The organism is Halorubrum luteum, assembly GCF_054652935.1.
Genome location: NZ_BAAIGT010000002.1, coordinates 2,467,948 through 2,482,526, shown reverse-complemented (window position 1 = coordinate 2,482,526; position 14,579 = coordinate 2,467,948). Strand labels below are relative to the sequence as shown.

The following is a 14,579-nucleotide window of genomic DNA, read 5'->3' as shown; positions in this document are numbered from 1 at the left end:
GGTCGTCCGCGCGGTCACAGCAGTCGGTTGCTCCAGCCGCCGTCGACGGGGAGCACCGCCCCGGTGATGTAGGAGGCTGCCGGCGAGGAGACGAACGCGACGGCCTTGCCGAACTCCTCGGTGGTTCCCATCTCGGGGACCGGCAGCTCCTCGACGCGGAGTCGCCGGACCTCGGCCTCGCTTATCCCCTCGCGCTCGGCTCTGGCGGCGATCTTCGATTCGATCCGATCGGAGCGGACGCCGCGCGGTGCGACGCAGTTCGAGCGAACCCCGTGTTCGCCCTCGTCGTTCGCGAGCGTCTTCGAGAGCCCGTAGATACCCGGTCGGAACACGTTTCCGATGGTCCCGTACGCCGTCGGCTCGGCGGCCGACGCGGCGACGAGATGGGTGATCGAGCCGCCGCCGTCACGGAGCGCCGGGAGTGCCGCCTTACACTGGACGATCGTGCTCCGGAGCACGTCGTTGTACCCCTCGTCGAACGCCTCCAGCGAGGTCTCCGCGAACGGCTCGTTGTTCGGGCCCGGGTGGTTCGTTACGAGCACGTCGAGCCCCCCGAACGCCTCCACCGTGGCGTCGATCCCGGATTCGATGTCGGCGCGCTCGGCGAGGTCGACCTCGACGGTGTACACCGCGTCGTCTCCGCAGTCGGTCTCGTTCAGGATCGTCTCTTTCGCTCGTGAGAGGTTCTCGGCGTTTCGGGACGCGATCGCGACGTTCGCGCCGTTTGCGGCCAGCTCGGTGGCGGATCCGAGGCCGAGTCCCTTGCTTGCCGCCGCGACGAACGCCGTCTTTCCCTCGAGTTCGAGGCCCATGGGTACGCCACACAGTGCCGGATCAAAACGTTACCGTTCGCGGAACTCGCCGTCCGAGCGTCTCGTCTTCGGAGGTTCGGCGTTGCTTCGGGGGTTCGGCTTCGTCTCGGTGAAGCGTTCGTCGTCACCTGGGGATGTCCTCGTCGGAGCGCTAGGCGTTCGCGTCCGCGACCCGCTCGCGGAGGTCCTCCACGAACGGTTCGAACTCGGGGTTCGCCCCGTCACGGACCCACCGATACGTCACGATCCCGTCGTCGTCGATCACGAAGACGCTGCGCTGGGCGGAGTCGATCATCCCGTACATGTCCTCGTAGACGACGTCGTAGGCGCGGGTCGCCTCGTGGTTCCAGTCGGAGAGCATCGGCACGTCGAACCCCTCCTCGCGGATCCACACGTTCTGTGCGAACGGGAGATCGACGCTGATCCCGTACACGGACGCGTCGAGCGCCTCGAACCCGTCCATCGCGTTCCCGATCGCACACATCTCCTCGGTGCAGCCGCCGGTGAACGCGCCCGGCACGAACGCGAGCACGATCGGGCCGTCGCCGATCGCCTCGGAGAGCGTGAACGGGGTGACGTCGTCGTAGCCGTTGCCGCCAGCCATCGGGAGCGTGACATCCGGAGCCGGATCGCCTTCGCTGACCATGCCCGCCGTACCGGGGGTACGCACCTAACGCTACCGGACGTTTCGTCCGGACCGCTAGCTTCTTGTCGTATCGAACTGTGCCCTCGTTCATGGAGCCAGTCGAGTTCGACGAAGCGGAGGAGTACGAACCGGACGAGGGATGGAGCCGACGATCGCTTGCGGGCAGTGACCGATTCACCTTCGAGTGGTTCGAGAAGCCGCCGGGACACAGCTCGCCGATGCACGACCACGAGAACGAGCAGGTGTGTCTCTGTCTGGAGGGCGAGCTCACCGTCGCGACCGAGGACGACGAGATCGTGTTAGAGAAGTACGACTCCGTGCACCTCGACTCGTGGGAAGCCCATCGCGTCGAGAACACTGGCGACGAGCGCGCCGTCGGCCTCGACGTGTTCGCGCCCGGTCGCGGGTTCGACTTCTGGACGGACCGCGAGGAGTAGTCTCGCACCTCGCGTCGCTAGCGCGAGGAGCGGTTCAGCGGCGAGAAATACTGAATATAAGTAATCAAATATAAACGGCACAAATTTTATTTCTGAAATATCGAGATCGGATCGACGATCAACTCATCAACAGACAAAGATATACTTGCTGATATGATTGTTTGTGATCGCTTCGCGTCCCTGTTCATGATCTCGGATAAAAGGCGGCTATCTTGCTGTTTCATGAGTGTTTTTGGCAGTAAATAACGTGAATAGCTAAGAACGGATCTTCGAGATCACGTCGGACATAGCGTCGATCCGTCGTTTCGATCACCTGAACGTTCCGGTCTTTTCGACCCTCTATTTATGTGAATTCTATTGTGTATTTCTATATTACACTTAACCATTTGAAGATCGAGCATTTCAACTACCGACAGATGGCTGATTGTGAGACATCGGGCGTACGTCGCTCATGAGAGTGGATTGGGAGTTTATAAGCGGTACTGTGGAGGAGTTGGTGTGCGTTTATAAGTGAGTCGCGGGAGCGATAGCTCCGCGACGAACGACTCGAAAGCCCCAGCCGGGAGGCGGACGCACGCTCGCTGCGCGCTTCGGTCGCTTCGCTCCCTGCAGTGCTTACGTCGCCTGCGCCCGCCTCCCGACTGCCCCTTTCAACCCCACCCGACCGCACCGCAACCGCACCTCGCGCCTCCCCAGCCTCGTCGTCGCCTTCGGCGACGACTCCCTCGCACGCGCTCCTCGCGCCCTCAACGGGCGCTCGGAGGCGCGCGCCGACCGCCCGCCGTCAGCTTATAAACGAATCATGCTCTGCGGTGTGGTTGCGGTGGCGCGCGCCGCGAGCGGGCCAGCGGCCCGCGAGTCGCGAGGGCGACCGGAGGGAGCCCTCGGATGCGAACGGCGAAGCCGTGAGCGAGCGCGCGAGGGAGACCGGAGGGGCCGCCGAGGTTCCGGCGGCCCCTCCGGTCGAGGCTGGGGCGGTCCGAGGCTGCGGGGCGGTCGGGTGGGACTGGAAGGGGCAGCCGCGAGGGCGACGCACGGCGACGCAAGCACTGCAGGGAGCAAAGCGACTGAAGCGCGCAGCGAGCCGCGCGAGCCGTCGCGGCTGGGGCTTCCGAGGGAGTCTCCTCTCCATCGATCACTTATATACCACTCCTCCCCGCACCGAGTACGCCTTTATAAACTGCGCATCGATTCTACTATGCACAATATACGCCCGACATGGGGCACGAACTCGTCTACCGTCGACCGCTCGATCGACTGCGACGCGGATCCGATCTCGGATGATCGGCCGTGCTCTCTGGTCTCACCACGCCGGCCGGTGTGCGACGAGTTTTATGGTTCAACGGGTGGACACGTGACACGTGATCCTCGCTGCCGCGTTCGTCCTGCACGTCGCGTCGGGTGCGCTGTGGACGGGGGCGACGCTGTACTTCGTGTACGCCACGCTTCCCCGTGGACTAGACGGGTCCCTCGATCCCGAGACGTTCGTGGACGGTGCGCACCGACTTCTCATGATCACACGCTGGACCGGCGTCGTGCTCCCGCTCACGGGTGCGTACATGATCTGGGTGCTGTACACGCCGCTGGAGCTGCTGACGGCGACGACGCGCGGCTGGCTCGTGCTCGCCATGCTCACGCTGTGGGGCGTGATGAACGGGCTGATCGAACTCGGCGTGCTCCGGATTCGCCGCGCCGTCGACCCCGGAGTAGGCTGGGCGACGTACATGCAAGAGGGCGTCCCGACCGATGTGATCGAGGACGCCACGGTCGAGGAACTCGCGGACGCCACGGTCGAGGAACTCGCGACGAGAGCACGTCCCGCACTGCTCGCGAGCGCGGGGTGTGCGGTCCTGCTGCTCGTCGACGCCGGGCTTCTCGCGGGTGGCGTCGCCTGACTGGGGATGGGTCGGCCTCCGGGCCGCTTCCGTCGACGCGTCTTTCACTCCCCGGTTCGTCCCCCGTCGTATGCCGAGCGTCAGCGACACGTACATCGAGAATCGCCAGCGGGTTCAGCCGACTCACACGAACAACTACGCGTCCGCACACGGGGGGAACGTCGTGAAGTGGATGGACGAGATCGGTGCGATGTCCGCGATGCGTGCGGCGGGCGAGACGTGCGTCACCGCGCGGATCAACGAGCTGGATTTCAAACGCCCGATCCCACAGGGTGACACCTGCGTCATCGAGTCGTACGTCTACGCGGCCGGACGGACGAGCCTCCGTGTCCGGCTCCGGGCGTACCGTGAGTCGCCACGGACGGGCGAACGGGAGATCACGACGGAGTCGTACTTCGTGTTCGTCGCCGTCGACGAGGAGGGGTCGCCGACGCCGGTCCCCGAGCTAACCGTCGACGGCGAGCGCTGCCGTGAGCTACGCGACGAGGCGCTCGCTGCGGAGCCCGACGAGTAGCGTCGATGGCGGCTCGGCGCTCCCGGTGGAGTGCTGGCGGCTCGGCGCTCCTGGTGGAGTGCTGGCGGCTCGGCGCTCCCGCTGCAACGGATCGGTCCGGATCCGCTTCTGATGGGTTTTTGTTCGACTCGCACCAACGTCGTTTCGATGACGCCATCGCTTTCGGAGATCGATCTCGATTTCGTCCCGCTCGGCCGCACCGGCATCCGGACGAGCGAGCTACAGTTCGGTACGTGGCGATTCGGCAAGGAGAACGAGGCTGGTGACGTCGAGATCGGCGAGCAACGCGCTCACGAACTGCTCGACGCGTACGCCGAGGCGGGCGGCAGATACATCGACACCGCCGACGTGTACGGTGGCGGGGCGAGCGAGGAGTGGATCGGCGACTGGCTCGCGGACCGCGACCGCGAGCGCTACACGGTCGCGTCGAAGATCTACTGGCAGATCCGCGACGGCGACCCGAACAGCCGCGGGACGAACCGCAAGAACGTCCGACACCGCATCGACGCGCTCCTCGACCGCCTCGGCACCGACTACGTCGACGTCCTCTACATCCACCGCTGGGACGACGAGACGCCGACTCGCGAGCTGATGAAGACGCTGAACGGGCTCGTCGAGGCGGGCAAAGTACAGTATCTCGGCGCGTCGACGCTGCGCCCGAACGCCTGGAAGGTCGCTCGCGCGAACGCCGTCGCCGACGCGCACGGCTGGGAGCCGTTCACCGTGCTCCAGCCCCGATACAACCTCGTCGACCGCGAGATCGAGGGTGATTACCTCGAGTTCGCCCGCCAGCGGACCCTCGCGGTCTGTCCGTGGAGCCCCCTCGGACAGGGGTTCCTGACGGGCAAGTACGACCGCGACCAGGACCTTCCGGCGGGGTCGAAAGTCGCCGCATCCAGCCGGTTCCGCGAGTCGTATCTCACCGAAGAGAACTTCGACCTCCACGAGGAGCTCGACCGGGTCGCCGCCGAGGTCGACGCCTCGCCCGCGCAGGTCGCGCTCGCGTGGCTGGCCCACCGTCGAGGCGTCTCCGCACCGATCGTCGGCGCGCGAACCGTCGACCAGCTGACGGAGAACCTCGCGGCCGCGACGATCGACCTCTCGGCCGAGCAGGTCGACCGCCTGACTGAAGCGAAGGCGGGTCCGTACGAGGGACTGTGACCGCTACGTGATCGACGAGCCGCGCTTCTTTTGTGCCTCTCGTGAGTATCGATTCGTATGTTCGAATCGGGTGAGGACGACCGTGTCCGCTAACCGCAAGGGAGACCGCCGCGAGCGCGAGCTCGTCAACGCGCTCGACGACGCCGGCTTCGCGGTGATGCGCGCGCCGGCCAGTGGCGCGGCGACCGAGCGTGAGCTTCCGGACGTGCTCGCGGGTAACGGCGACGCGTTCTACGCGATCGAGGCGAAATCCAGCGCCGGCGACCCGATCTACGTCGGCGGCGAGGAGGTCGAGGCGCTGCTGTTTTTCGCCCGTAACTTCGGTGCGAACGCCCGGATCGCGGTCCGGTTCGACCACGAGGACTGGTACTTTTTTCATCCCGGCGATCTGTACACCACCGACGCCGGCTCCTACCGGGTCAAAAAGGAGACGGCGCTCGCGGACGGCACGGACTTCGCCGAGTTCGTCGGCGACACCCGCAAGGTGACGCTCGACGAGGTCGGCACCGATCCCAACGAGCACCGACGCGACGTACTCGAGGCCGTTCGTGAGGGTCACATGAGCGTCGACGACGCGATCGACGTGTTGTAGCCGGCCGCTCCGTTCGAATTCGGGCGCGCCGGCCGATCAGTCGTCGGCCGGCGACGCGGCGTCGAGTCCGGCGGCGTCCTCCCGTCGCACCGTCGACCGATTCGATCGCGGGTCTTTCTCCACGGTCACGAGATCGTCGGCCGCACCGACGAGCTCGTCGTCGTGACTGACGATGACGATCTGTGTGACCCCGAAGCCGCGCATCTCCTCGACCAGGGTGACGAGCCGCGAGACGTGTCCCGAATCCAGAAACACCGTCGGCTCGTCGAGGATCAGCGGTGGTGTCGGCGCGACCCCCTCGATTCCTTCCGACAGCAGTCGGTAGATTCCACACCGGAGCGAGAGGTTGAAAAGCGCTCGTTCCCCGCCCGAGAGCTGCTCCGGATCGAGCGTCTCCCCGTCCTTCTGGTAGACGGTGAGCTCGTACTCGCCGTCAAGCTCGATATGCGAGTACGCGTCGTTACCGTACACGAGCTCGAACGTCTCGTTGAGCATCCGTTCCAGCTCGGTGACGTTCCGCTGGCGCAGCTCCGCACGGAGGTCACCGTACATCGACTCCAGGTCGTCGGTCTCCTCGTGGAGCGTCTCGAGCGCGCCGACGGTGGCAGCGAGCGTCTCCCGCTCCTCGCGAAGCCGTTCGAGACTCTCGATCTCCCCGTTTACGCCCCCGATCGCGTTCTGTAGCTCCGCCCGCCTCTCGTCGAGCCGTTCGAGCTCGTCGGCCACCTTCTCCAGATACTCCTCCGCCTCCCGCTTGCTGGATCGTGCCTCCTCGATCGCCGTTTCGTCGACGGTCTCTCGGAGTTCGTCTCGTCGCTCCCGCTTCTCCACCAGCCGCTCTCGACGCTCGGCGTTCACCTCTGCGAGGTTCTCCCGTCGTTCGCGGAGCCGGTCGATACGGTCGTCCGTCTCGGCGACCGCCTCGGCCCGGGACTCGATCGCGTCGAGCTGCTCGATCTCTCCTTCGATTTCGTCGAGCTCAGCCTCCAGTGTCTCGATCCGCTCCGTCGCATCGGCGGCCTCCTCGCGCTTCTCCGCGGCAACTTCGCGGAGCTCCGCGGCCTCCTCGCGCGTCTCGCGCAACGACGCCCGCTTGGAATCCGCGGTCTCCCGCTTTTTTTCGGCCTCCTCGCGTTTGTCGGTGACGCGTTCGGCGATCATCTCGGCCGCGTTGTCGATCTCGTCGAGACGGTTCTCCGTGTCGACGAGCTCGTCAACTGCCGCGATCCGCTCGCCAAGGGTCGACTCGCGCTCGCGGGCGTCGTCCAGATCGGCCGCCAGCTCCGTCACGCGCTCTCGATGCTCGTCGATTCGATTCGCGTGCGGCGAGTCCTCGACCGGCTGCCCGCATTCCGGACAGTTACCTGCCTCGAGTAGCGACTCGGCCTCCGCGACCCGCTCACGGGCGTTGCTCAGCTCCGCTTCCAGCTCCGCGATCCGTTCCCGGACGGTCGATCTGGTCTCCCGCAGCTCCTTACGGCGGTCGGCCGCCTCGCCGGGGTCGACATCGGCGTTTGTGAACCGCTCGTGAAGCTCCGTTCGCTCCTCCCGGAGCTCCGCCAGCGAGGCTTCCCGCTCGTCCGCCTTGTCGTCGGCCGCGTCGGCTTCGGCCTCGAGCTCGTCGGCCTCCGCCGCGAGCTCGTCGGCACGCTCTGTGAGATCGTCCGCCTTCTCCGTGAGACTCTCCGCCTGATTTCGGAACCCCTCGGCACGCACCCGGACGTCGCTCAGCTCCGATTCGCGTTCGGATTCACGCTCCTCGAGCGTCTTGCGGCGAGCCGCAATCGCCTCGTCGGTCGCCGCATCCAGTCCGGCGTCGTCGCATCGCTCGTCGATCTCGTCGGTCAGCTCGCGGAGCCGCTCCCGAGCTGTGGCGACCTGCTCGCGAAGCTCCTCGCGCTCCCGCTCCGTCTCCCTGATCGTCGTCTCGATCTCGCCGATCTCCGACTCGAGTTCGTTTACCTGCTCGCGCTTGCGCTCGTAGGTCTCGAGCGTTTCCACGGCGTCGTCGCGTGTCGACTTCGCCCGCTCCCGTTGCGTCTCGTAGTTCGCGATCCGATCCTCGGTCGTCTCGAGCCGTGTTTCGAGCGCGTTCAGCCGCTCGTGGAGTCCGTTCGCCTCCAGCTCCTCGATGCGCCCCTCCGTCTCCTCGAGCACGGCGCGTTTCGCGTTCAGGACATCCTCGACGCCGAGCCGGGCGTCGCCGGCACGGTCGCGATACTCCTCCAGCTTCCCGAGCTGAAGCAGCTCGTCGATGGTCGCCCGCCGCTGACTCGGCGTGGCGTTGATGAGCTTGTTCACCTCGCCTTGCCTGACGTACGCGCAGTTGACGAACGCCTCGGCGTCCATCCGAAGTAGGTCGGCTACGAACGCTCGCACCGCTCGCGCGCCGTCGCGTGTCAGCTCCGTGCCCGTGGTCGACTCCAGCGTGCACTGGTGGTCGACTCGGTCGTCGTACGCTTTGAGCCGCCGGTCGACGTGGTAGGAGACGCCGTCGTGGGTGAACCAGAGCTCGACCTCGGTCTCCTCCTCGCCGTTGGTGATCACGTCTTCGAGGGTTCCGTCAAGCGCCTTGGAGCCGTACAGCGCGAAGAAACACGCCTCCAAAAGCGAGGTTTTCCCGCTGCCGTTCAGCCCGTGGATAACCGTGACACCCTCGGTGAGTCGCAGGTCCGCGTCCCCGTACGGCTTGAAGTTCGAGAGACGGATCCGTTCGAACTTCATAAGTAGTCCTCCATGGTGACTTGTCCGTCGTCGCTCGTGTCGTCCGCGTCGCTCGTGTCGTCCGCGTCGCTCGTGTCGTCGACCGTCTCGGCGTCACCCCTCACATCCGGATCGTCGGTACCGTCTTTCTCCGTGCTCTCAGTCTCCACATTGATGTCCTCGACGTGCTCTTCGGAGTCCTCGACATCGACGCCGTTATCGAGGTGTTCGCCACCTTCATCGAGGGTGTCTGCGTCCGGTCCACCGCTTTCCGAACCGTTCTCCGGCCGTCGCCCCCGATCGAATGCGTCGAGCTCGCCGTCTTCCTCGAGTCGCTCCTCGATCCGCATTTTCACGGTCTCGCGAACGTTGCTGTCGGCGATCGTCTCCGCGCGCACCGCCTCATCGACGTCGAGCGCCGCCGCCGACAGTGCCATCTCGTCGATCCGTTCGCGCACCGCGTCTTCGGGGTCCGCAAAGCTCACGTCGATGTCGGCGTCGGTTTCGACCTCCCGGCGGTCGGTCACGCGCGAGACGAGTGCGCCCGCCTCGTCGGCGGTCTCCTCGATCGCGGCCGGGGTGACTGGCTCCCCGTCACCCGCGATCTCCACGAGGACGACGGCGTCCTCGAGGTCGTGCTGTCGCACCTGCTCGCGGACCCGCGTCTCTCCCTCACCTCGCTGTAGTTCGACGCTCACGAAGACGAACTCGCGAGTGTCGAGCGCCCGCCTGCGGATGCTCACGCGGTCGTCCCCGCCGACCGCCTCCTCGTCGAACGTCACGACGTTGTACCCGCGTCCCTCCCGTTCGGTGGCGCTCGCCCGCTCGGTCGAGCCAGGGTACGTCACCCAGGTACCGGCGACCTTGGCACGATCGGGCGTGTGGTTGTCGCCGAGCAAGACGGCGTCGAACCCGACGGTGCTCTTGTCGAGCATCTCCTCGGTGTCCCAGTCCGCGTGCGCGAACGGCTCGAACAGCCCGTGTGCGACCAGCGCCGCGTACTCCGCGTCATGGGGTTCGAACGCGTAGTCGAGCTCGTCTCGCCGGGAGACGGGGACGTGATCGAGCCCGTAGAAGGCGGTGTCGCCGACGACGGTCGGTGTGTCGCCGAGCCGGGTGGCGAGCCCGAGCCGCTCGAACAGGTCGAGCCACTGGCCGCCACGCGTAGCCTCGTGGTTGCCGACGACCGCGAGGAAGGGGATATCGGCGTCATCGAGCCGACGGAGCACGGAGATCGTTCCCATCAGGTCCGGCAGCTCCGGTCGTCGATCGTGAAAGAGGTCGCCCGCGTGCACGACCGCGTCCACGTCCTCGTCGACCGCGTCGTCGACGACGGCGTCGAACGCGTCGAGGAAATCCTGGCGTCGGACCGGCGAGTGGTACTGCTGGTACCCAACGTGCGTGTCGCCGGTGTGGATCACCCGCGTCATCTGTCCGTCCGTTGGCGGCTGTCGGGTTTAGGGGTTCCGGGGGCGGGGCGGAACTGATCGCGGCTCGCGTTCGAGGCGCTCGCCGCGCCGTCGACCGACCCCGGATCGGCAGCGGTCTTCCGGAACCGCCGATACGTCGCGAGCGCGTGCCGCCCACGCTCGGCGGCGTCCGCGTGGCCGTCGCGCTCGGCGGCCTCGACCGCCTCCGCGAGGCGATCGAGCCCGACGGACTCCACGAACCCCGCCGCCCGCCGGAGGTCGTCGCGTGCCGCGTCCGCCTCGTCGATCACGGCGACGTACGGTCGCCTCGCGGTGTCGGTGCGCGTTGCCAGCGCGGCGAGTGCGCGCTTGACGGCGGTAGTCGAGACCACACGGCGTCTGGGTCGGCATCGTATATAAGCGTCGGGCGGAGTCGCGGGCGCGACACGAATGATCGAACCTCGCGTTCACTTCTCTTTCGCGCCCTCGACGGTCTCCCGGACGGCGTCGACGCCCTCGTCGTGGAGTAGGTCGCCGACGACGATCACGTCCGCGTGCGCGCCCATCTCACGGGCGGAGTGGTAGTCGTGGATCCCGCCGCCGTAAAACAGCGTCGCGTCGTCGAGCGCGTCGGCAGCGGCGCCCACCGTCTCGGTGTCGCCGAACGTACCGGAGTACTCGATGTACACGATCTCCTGGCCGAACATCCGCTCGGCCACCTTCGCGTACGCCTCGACGTCGTCGGCACTCAGGTCGCAGTTCGCGTTCGTCAACTCGGCGACGGAGGCGTCGGGGTTCAACACGATGTACGCCTCGGTGTGCGTGCGCTCCCAGTCGAGGTCGTCGATCCGGACCCACTCTTTGTGTGCACCCGTGATCCAGAACGGACCGCCGGCGTTGAACACCGTCGGAATGAGATACCCCTCGAGGGCGGGCGAGTCGATGACGACGCCGGGGTTTGACGGCTCCTGATACAGCGGGACGTCGTACTCGGCGGCGGCGTCGACGACGCGGTTCATTTTCTCCGCGGTGATGTCGAGGGTCCCGCCGATCTCGATCGCGTCGGTGCCCGTCCGACACACGTCCTCGAACGTGTCGTTTCCGTACAGCTCCTTGTCGGGATCGACTTTCAGCACGTGGTCCCAGTCGTCCCACGGATTCGTCATTATCAGGGGATCCTCCGGGGGTAAATAAAAAGGTGCGGAACCGAGGGCGATATCGAAGTCGACCACTGTGCCGATCTCCGGCCGGTCCGCGCGCTTCGGTCGTCCTCACTCGGATTCACGCGTCAGATCCGGCCGTCGCAGCGTGAGTTCGACTCGGGTTCCCGCGGGCCTGCTATCGTTGTGCCGGATCGCGTTTCCGACCAGCTCCGCGATCGCCTCGGTAGCCGCCGCGGCAAGCGACAGGTCAACCGGAGCCGGTCGTTCGTCGAGCAGTCTCTCGACCTTTCGGGAGGTCTCGCCGACTCGAAGGAGCCGTCAGGAGCTCCTCGACCGGCGTGTCGTTTACCGCGTCGGTCGCGTCGCCGAGATCGCTGACGCCCATGAGCGTCAGCGTTCCGCGGTCCTGCCCCAGAAGCGTCGTCGCGGGTTCGTTCACCGCCCGGACGGCAAGCGTCCGCGGATCACAGATGATCGCCGGCCCGGGGATCGACCGGACGAACGACCGGACGACGCGAGACGCCTCGCCGAACCCGAAATTCCGTCGTGCCGGCGCTCCTCGGCTGGGTCCGGGCGACACGTACGGTGAACTCACATGTTTGCGTGGTAACTATTATACTTTCCGTCAGTCGGCGTCCGCCTGCCAGTCGCGAACGGTGTCCGGGCCGACCCCGTCGACGTCGGCAGCCAAGTCGTCCGGGTCGGCCGCCTTCAGCTCGTCGACGCCGTCGATCCCGGCTCCCTGTAGCTTCTCCGCGGTCTTCTCGCCGATTCCGTCGACCGTCTGGAGCTCCGACCCTTCCTGACGGGCCTGATACTCCCGGTAGTTACAGATCGGACAGCCCAGCTCCCACGGCTCGTCGCCGGAGTGAACGAGCAGATGCGGAAGGTCGTGTTCCGTACAGCGTTCGTCGGTCACTTCGATGTCGCCGCGTCGGGGTAACGGCAGCGAGTAGTCGCAGTCGGGGTAACGGGTACAGCCGACGAGCCGGGAGCCGGAGCGAAGCTGCTTGATGGCGAGTTCGCCGCCCTCCTCGTCGCCACACTCCGGACACGCTCCGATCACCTCGTCGTCGGCCTCGTCGGCCGCGTCGGCTTTACACACCGGACAGCCGTGGACGAACGTTTTTCGCCCGGCGAGCATCTTCACGTGACGGATATCGTGGTCCGCACAGCTCTCCTCGAGAATGAGCGGCTTCCCGGTGGACGGAAGCGGCAGCGTGAACTCGCAGTCGGGATAGCCGTCACAGCCGACGAAATGCGAGCCGTATCGCGACTTGCGGACGAGGAGGTCCGCACCACAGTCCGGGCAGGGGCCGAGCGTCTTGTCCGCCTTCAGCGACCGCCGGAGGTGGTCACCGATCGCCTCACGGGAGTCGGTGAGCTCCTCGAACACGCGTTCGAGCAGCTCGCGAGAGGCCGCGGTTACCTCCTCGTACTCCTTCTCGCCGGCCGCGATCGCCTCCATGTCGCGCTCCAGCTGCGCGGTCATCTCCTCGCTGACGACGTGGTCTGCGAACTCCTCGGCCGCCTCGACGACCGCCTCCGCGAGTTGCGTCGGACGCGGCGGATCCCCCTCGATGTAGCCGCGGTCGTACAGCTTCTCGATGGTCCGGTGACGGGTCGCCTTCGTCCCGACACCCCGCGACTCCATCTCCTCGATCAGTCTCGACTGCCCGTAGCGACGCGGCGGCTGGGTCTGTTTTGCCTCCGTCCGCCGCTCTCCGAGCGTCAGCGTCTCGCCGACTTCGACGTCCGGAACGATCCGCTCGTCGCTGGAGCGATACGGGTACACCTCGTGGTAGCCCGCCTCCAACAGCCGCTTCCCGTTCGCCTTCAGACGGAGTCCGCCGTCTGCGGCGAGTTCGGGCGTCCGCTCCGCCCCCGCTGGATCGCGCAGCGCCGCGGCCGAGCTGCAGCCGGCATCCGCGAGTGCGTCGGTCGCCTCGCCGTTCGCGAGCGCAACTACCTTGAGCCGCTCCCACGTCGCCGGCTCGGCGCAGGTCGCCATGAAATGTCTGACGATCAGCTCGTACACCTCCCACTCGTCGTCGGAGAGATCGGCCGCGGACGGAAGCTCGCCGGTCGGATGGATCGGCGGGTGGTCGGTCGTCTCCTCGTCACCCTCCGTCGGCTCGATCGCCTCGTGCTCGAGGAGACCGTCAACGTCCTCGGTAAACGTGTTCGCCTCCCCGAGCGCCTCCAGCAGCTCTCGCGGGTCGAGATCGTCCGGGTACACCGTGTTATCCGTCCGGGGGTACGTGACGTAGCCGGCGGTGTACAGATCCTCCGCGATCGACATCGCTCGCTGTGCGCCGTAGCCGAGCGATCCCGCGGCGCGAATGTACTGGGTCGTGTTGAACGGTGCTGGCGGGTCGTCCGTCTGTGTCCGACGGTTCACGTCGTCGACGGTCGCCCCGTCCGCGGCGGCGAGCGCCTCCGTCAGCGCATCCGCAACCGTCTCGTCCCAGACGCGGTCCGCCTCGTTACCGGTGTCGTTCAGGTAGAAGTAGCTCGCCTCGAACGGGTCGCCGCCGTCCTTGCACAGCTCGCCGTACAGCTCCCAGTAGCTTTCGGGGTCGAACGCCTGAATCTCTCGCTCGCGGTCGACGATCAGCTTCAGCGTCGGTCCCTGCACCCGACCGACGGAGATAAAATCGTCCCCGAGCTGGCGGGCCGACAACGAGAGGAACCGGGTGAGCGCAGCCCCCCACGTCAGATCGATCGTCTGCCGGGCCTCGCCGGCGGCAGCCAGATCGAAATCGAGGTCGTCGGGCTCCTCGAACGCCGACCGGACCTCGTTTTCGGTGATCGAGGAGAACCGTACCCGGTCGATCGGGACGTCCTCGTTCACCTCGCGAACGAGCTCGTACGCCTCCTTCCCTATCAGCTCGCCCTCGCGGTCGTAGTCGGTCGCGATGACGACCCGGGAGGCGTTGCGCGCGAGCCGGCGGAGCGCGGCCACGATCCCCTCCTGGGTCGGCTGCTTGGTCACCGGCGCGTCGATGAGCTCGACCGGCTCGACGTCGCGCCAGTCGTTGTACTCCGGGGGGAAGTCGACGCCGACGACGTGTCCCGACAGTCCGACACAGCGCTTTCCGCCCCACTTGTACACGTTGACGTCGTTCATCCGCTCGGTCGTCGCGGAGTCGCCGCTGAGGATCTCGGCGATCCGTCTCGCGGCGTTGTCCTTCTCCGTGACGATGAGCTCCGGTCCCCGACTCATTGCCGCCCGGTACGCCGTTGG

The 14,579-nt window shown here is 66.5% G+C and carries 13 protein-coding genes; 5 read left to right on the top strand and 8 right to left on the bottom strand.

The window, feature by feature from the left end; translation table 11 throughout:
- Positions 1 to 14: 14 nt before the first annotated feature.
- Together ACYQ0R_RS12270 and ACYQ0R_RS12265 are read right to left on the bottom strand one after the other, a co-directional pair.
- A complete protein-coding gene (locus ACYQ0R_RS12270) occupies positions 15 to 812 on the bottom strand; it encodes an SDR family oxidoreductase (RefSeq protein WP_459824190.1) in 798 nt (265 codons plus the stop codon).
- A 151-nt stretch (positions 813 to 963) separates the two neighbouring features.
- A complete protein-coding gene (locus ACYQ0R_RS12265; protein ID WP_459824187.1) occupies positions 964 to 1,458 on the bottom strand; it encodes a redoxin domain-containing protein in 495 nt (164 codons plus the stop codon).
- 89 nt (positions 1,459 to 1,547) lie between these two features.
- Here ACYQ0R_RS12265 and ACYQ0R_RS12260 point away from each other — a divergent pair, with 89 nt between their 5' ends.
- The 5 genes from ACYQ0R_RS12260 to hjc all read left to right on the top strand — a co-directional run bounded on the left by ACYQ0R_RS12260 (position 1,548) and on the right by hjc (position 6,057).
- Complete coding sequence (locus ACYQ0R_RS12260; RefSeq protein WP_459824184.1) at positions 1,548 to 1,895, top strand: cupin domain-containing protein; 348 nt, start codon at positions 1,548 to 1,550, stop codon at positions 1,893 to 1,895.
- A 1,361-nt stretch (positions 1,896 to 3,256) separates the two neighbouring features.
- Positions 3,257 to 3,790: a copper resistance protein CopD gene (locus tag ACYQ0R_RS12255; RefSeq protein ID WP_459824181.1), complete on the top strand. Its 534-nt coding sequence runs from the start codon at positions 3,257 to 3,259 to the stop codon at positions 3,788 to 3,790.
- Between the two features lie 70 nt (positions 3,791 to 3,860).
- The gene (locus ACYQ0R_RS12250) at positions 3,861 to 4,304 is read left to right on the top strand and encodes an acyl-CoA thioesterase (RefSeq protein ID WP_459824179.1); all 444 of its coding nucleotides are present in this window, start codon (positions 3,861 to 3,863) and stop codon (positions 4,302 to 4,304) included.
- Between the two features lie 147 nt (positions 4,305 to 4,451).
- Entirely contained in the window at positions 4,452 to 5,465 is a 1,014-nt protein-coding gene (locus ACYQ0R_RS12245) for an aldo/keto reductase (protein WP_459824177.1), read from the top strand.
- A 70-nt stretch (positions 5,466 to 5,535) separates the two neighbouring features.
- On the top strand, positions 5,536 to 6,057 hold the full coding sequence (gene hjc, locus ACYQ0R_RS12240) for a Holliday junction resolvase Hjc (protein ID WP_459824175.1): 522 nt from the start codon (positions 5,536 to 5,538) through the stop codon (positions 6,055 to 6,057).
- A gap of 36 nt (positions 6,058 to 6,093) precedes the next feature.
- Here the strand turns inward: hjc and rad50 are convergent, their stop codons facing one another.
- The 6 genes from rad50 to ACYQ0R_RS12210 all read right to left on the bottom strand — a co-directional run bounded on the left by rad50 (position 6,094) and on the right by ACYQ0R_RS12210 (position 14,558).
- Positions 6,094 to 8,781, bottom strand: a complete 2,688-nt coding sequence (gene rad50 / locus ACYQ0R_RS12235; RefSeq protein ID WP_459824173.1) for a DNA double-strand break repair ATPase Rad50 — start codon at positions 8,779 to 8,781, stop codon at positions 6,094 to 6,096.
- A complete protein-coding gene (gene mre11 / locus ACYQ0R_RS12230; protein ID WP_459824171.1) occupies positions 8,778 to 10,190 on the bottom strand; it encodes a DNA double-strand break repair protein Mre11 in 1,413 nt (470 codons plus the stop codon). The genes rad50 and mre11 overlap by 4 nt, the downstream gene beginning before the upstream one ends.
- Complete coding sequence (locus tag ACYQ0R_RS12225; RefSeq protein WP_459824169.1) at positions 10,187 to 10,561, bottom strand: DUF7966 family protein; 375 nt, start codon at positions 10,559 to 10,561, stop codon at positions 10,187 to 10,189. The genes mre11 and ACYQ0R_RS12225 overlap by 4 nt, the downstream gene beginning before the upstream one ends.
- A 75-nt stretch (positions 10,562 to 10,636) precedes the next feature.
- A complete protein-coding gene (locus tag ACYQ0R_RS12220; protein WP_459824167.1) occupies positions 10,637 to 11,335 on the bottom strand; it encodes a phosphoglycerol geranylgeranyltransferase in 699 nt (232 codons plus the stop codon).
- A gap of 244 nt (positions 11,336 to 11,579) precedes the next feature.
- On the bottom strand, positions 11,580 to 11,912 hold the full coding sequence (locus ACYQ0R_RS12215) for a hypothetical protein (protein WP_459824165.1): 333 nt from the start codon (positions 11,910 to 11,912) through the stop codon (positions 11,580 to 11,582).
- A gap of 45 nt (positions 11,913 to 11,957) precedes the next feature.
- Positions 11,958 to 14,558: a DNA topoisomerase I gene (locus tag ACYQ0R_RS12210; protein WP_459824162.1), complete on the bottom strand. Its 2,601-nt coding sequence runs from the start codon at positions 14,556 to 14,558 to the stop codon at positions 11,958 to 11,960.
- Positions 14,559 to 14,579: the final 21 nt, after the last annotated feature.

Coding starts and splice junctions, on each gene's coding strand:
- ACYQ0R_RS12270 (WP_459824190.1), bottom strand. CDS start 812: ATGGGCCTCGAACTCGAGGGAAAGACGGCGTTCGTCGCGGCGGCAAGC.
- ACYQ0R_RS12265 (WP_459824187.1), bottom strand. CDS start 1,458: ATGGTCAGCGAAGGCGATCCGGCTCCGGATGTCACGCTCCCGATGGCT.
- ACYQ0R_RS12260 (WP_459824184.1), top strand. CDS start 1,548: ATGGAGCCAGTCGAGTTCGACGAAGCGGAGGAGTACGAACCGGACGAG.
- ACYQ0R_RS12250 (WP_459824179.1), top strand. CDS start 3,861: ATGCCGAGCGTCAGCGACACGTACATCGAGAATCGCCAGCGGGTTCAG.
- ACYQ0R_RS12245 (WP_459824177.1), top strand. CDS start 4,452: ATGACGCCATCGCTTTCGGAGATCGATCTCGATTTCGTCCCGCTCGGC.
- rad50 (WP_459824173.1), bottom strand. CDS start 8,781: ATGAAGTTCGAACGGATCCGTCTCTCGAACTTCAAGCCGTACGGGGAC.
- mre11 (WP_459824171.1), bottom strand. CDS start 10,190: ATGACGCGGGTGATCCACACCGGCGACACGCACGTTGGGTACCAGCAG.
- ACYQ0R_RS12220 (WP_459824167.1), bottom strand. CDS start 11,335: ATGACGAATCCGTGGGACGACTGGGACCACGTGCTGAAAGTCGATCCC.
- ACYQ0R_RS12210 (WP_459824162.1), bottom strand. CDS start 14,558: ATGAGTCGGGGACCGGAGCTCATCGTCACGGAGAAGGACAACGCCGCG.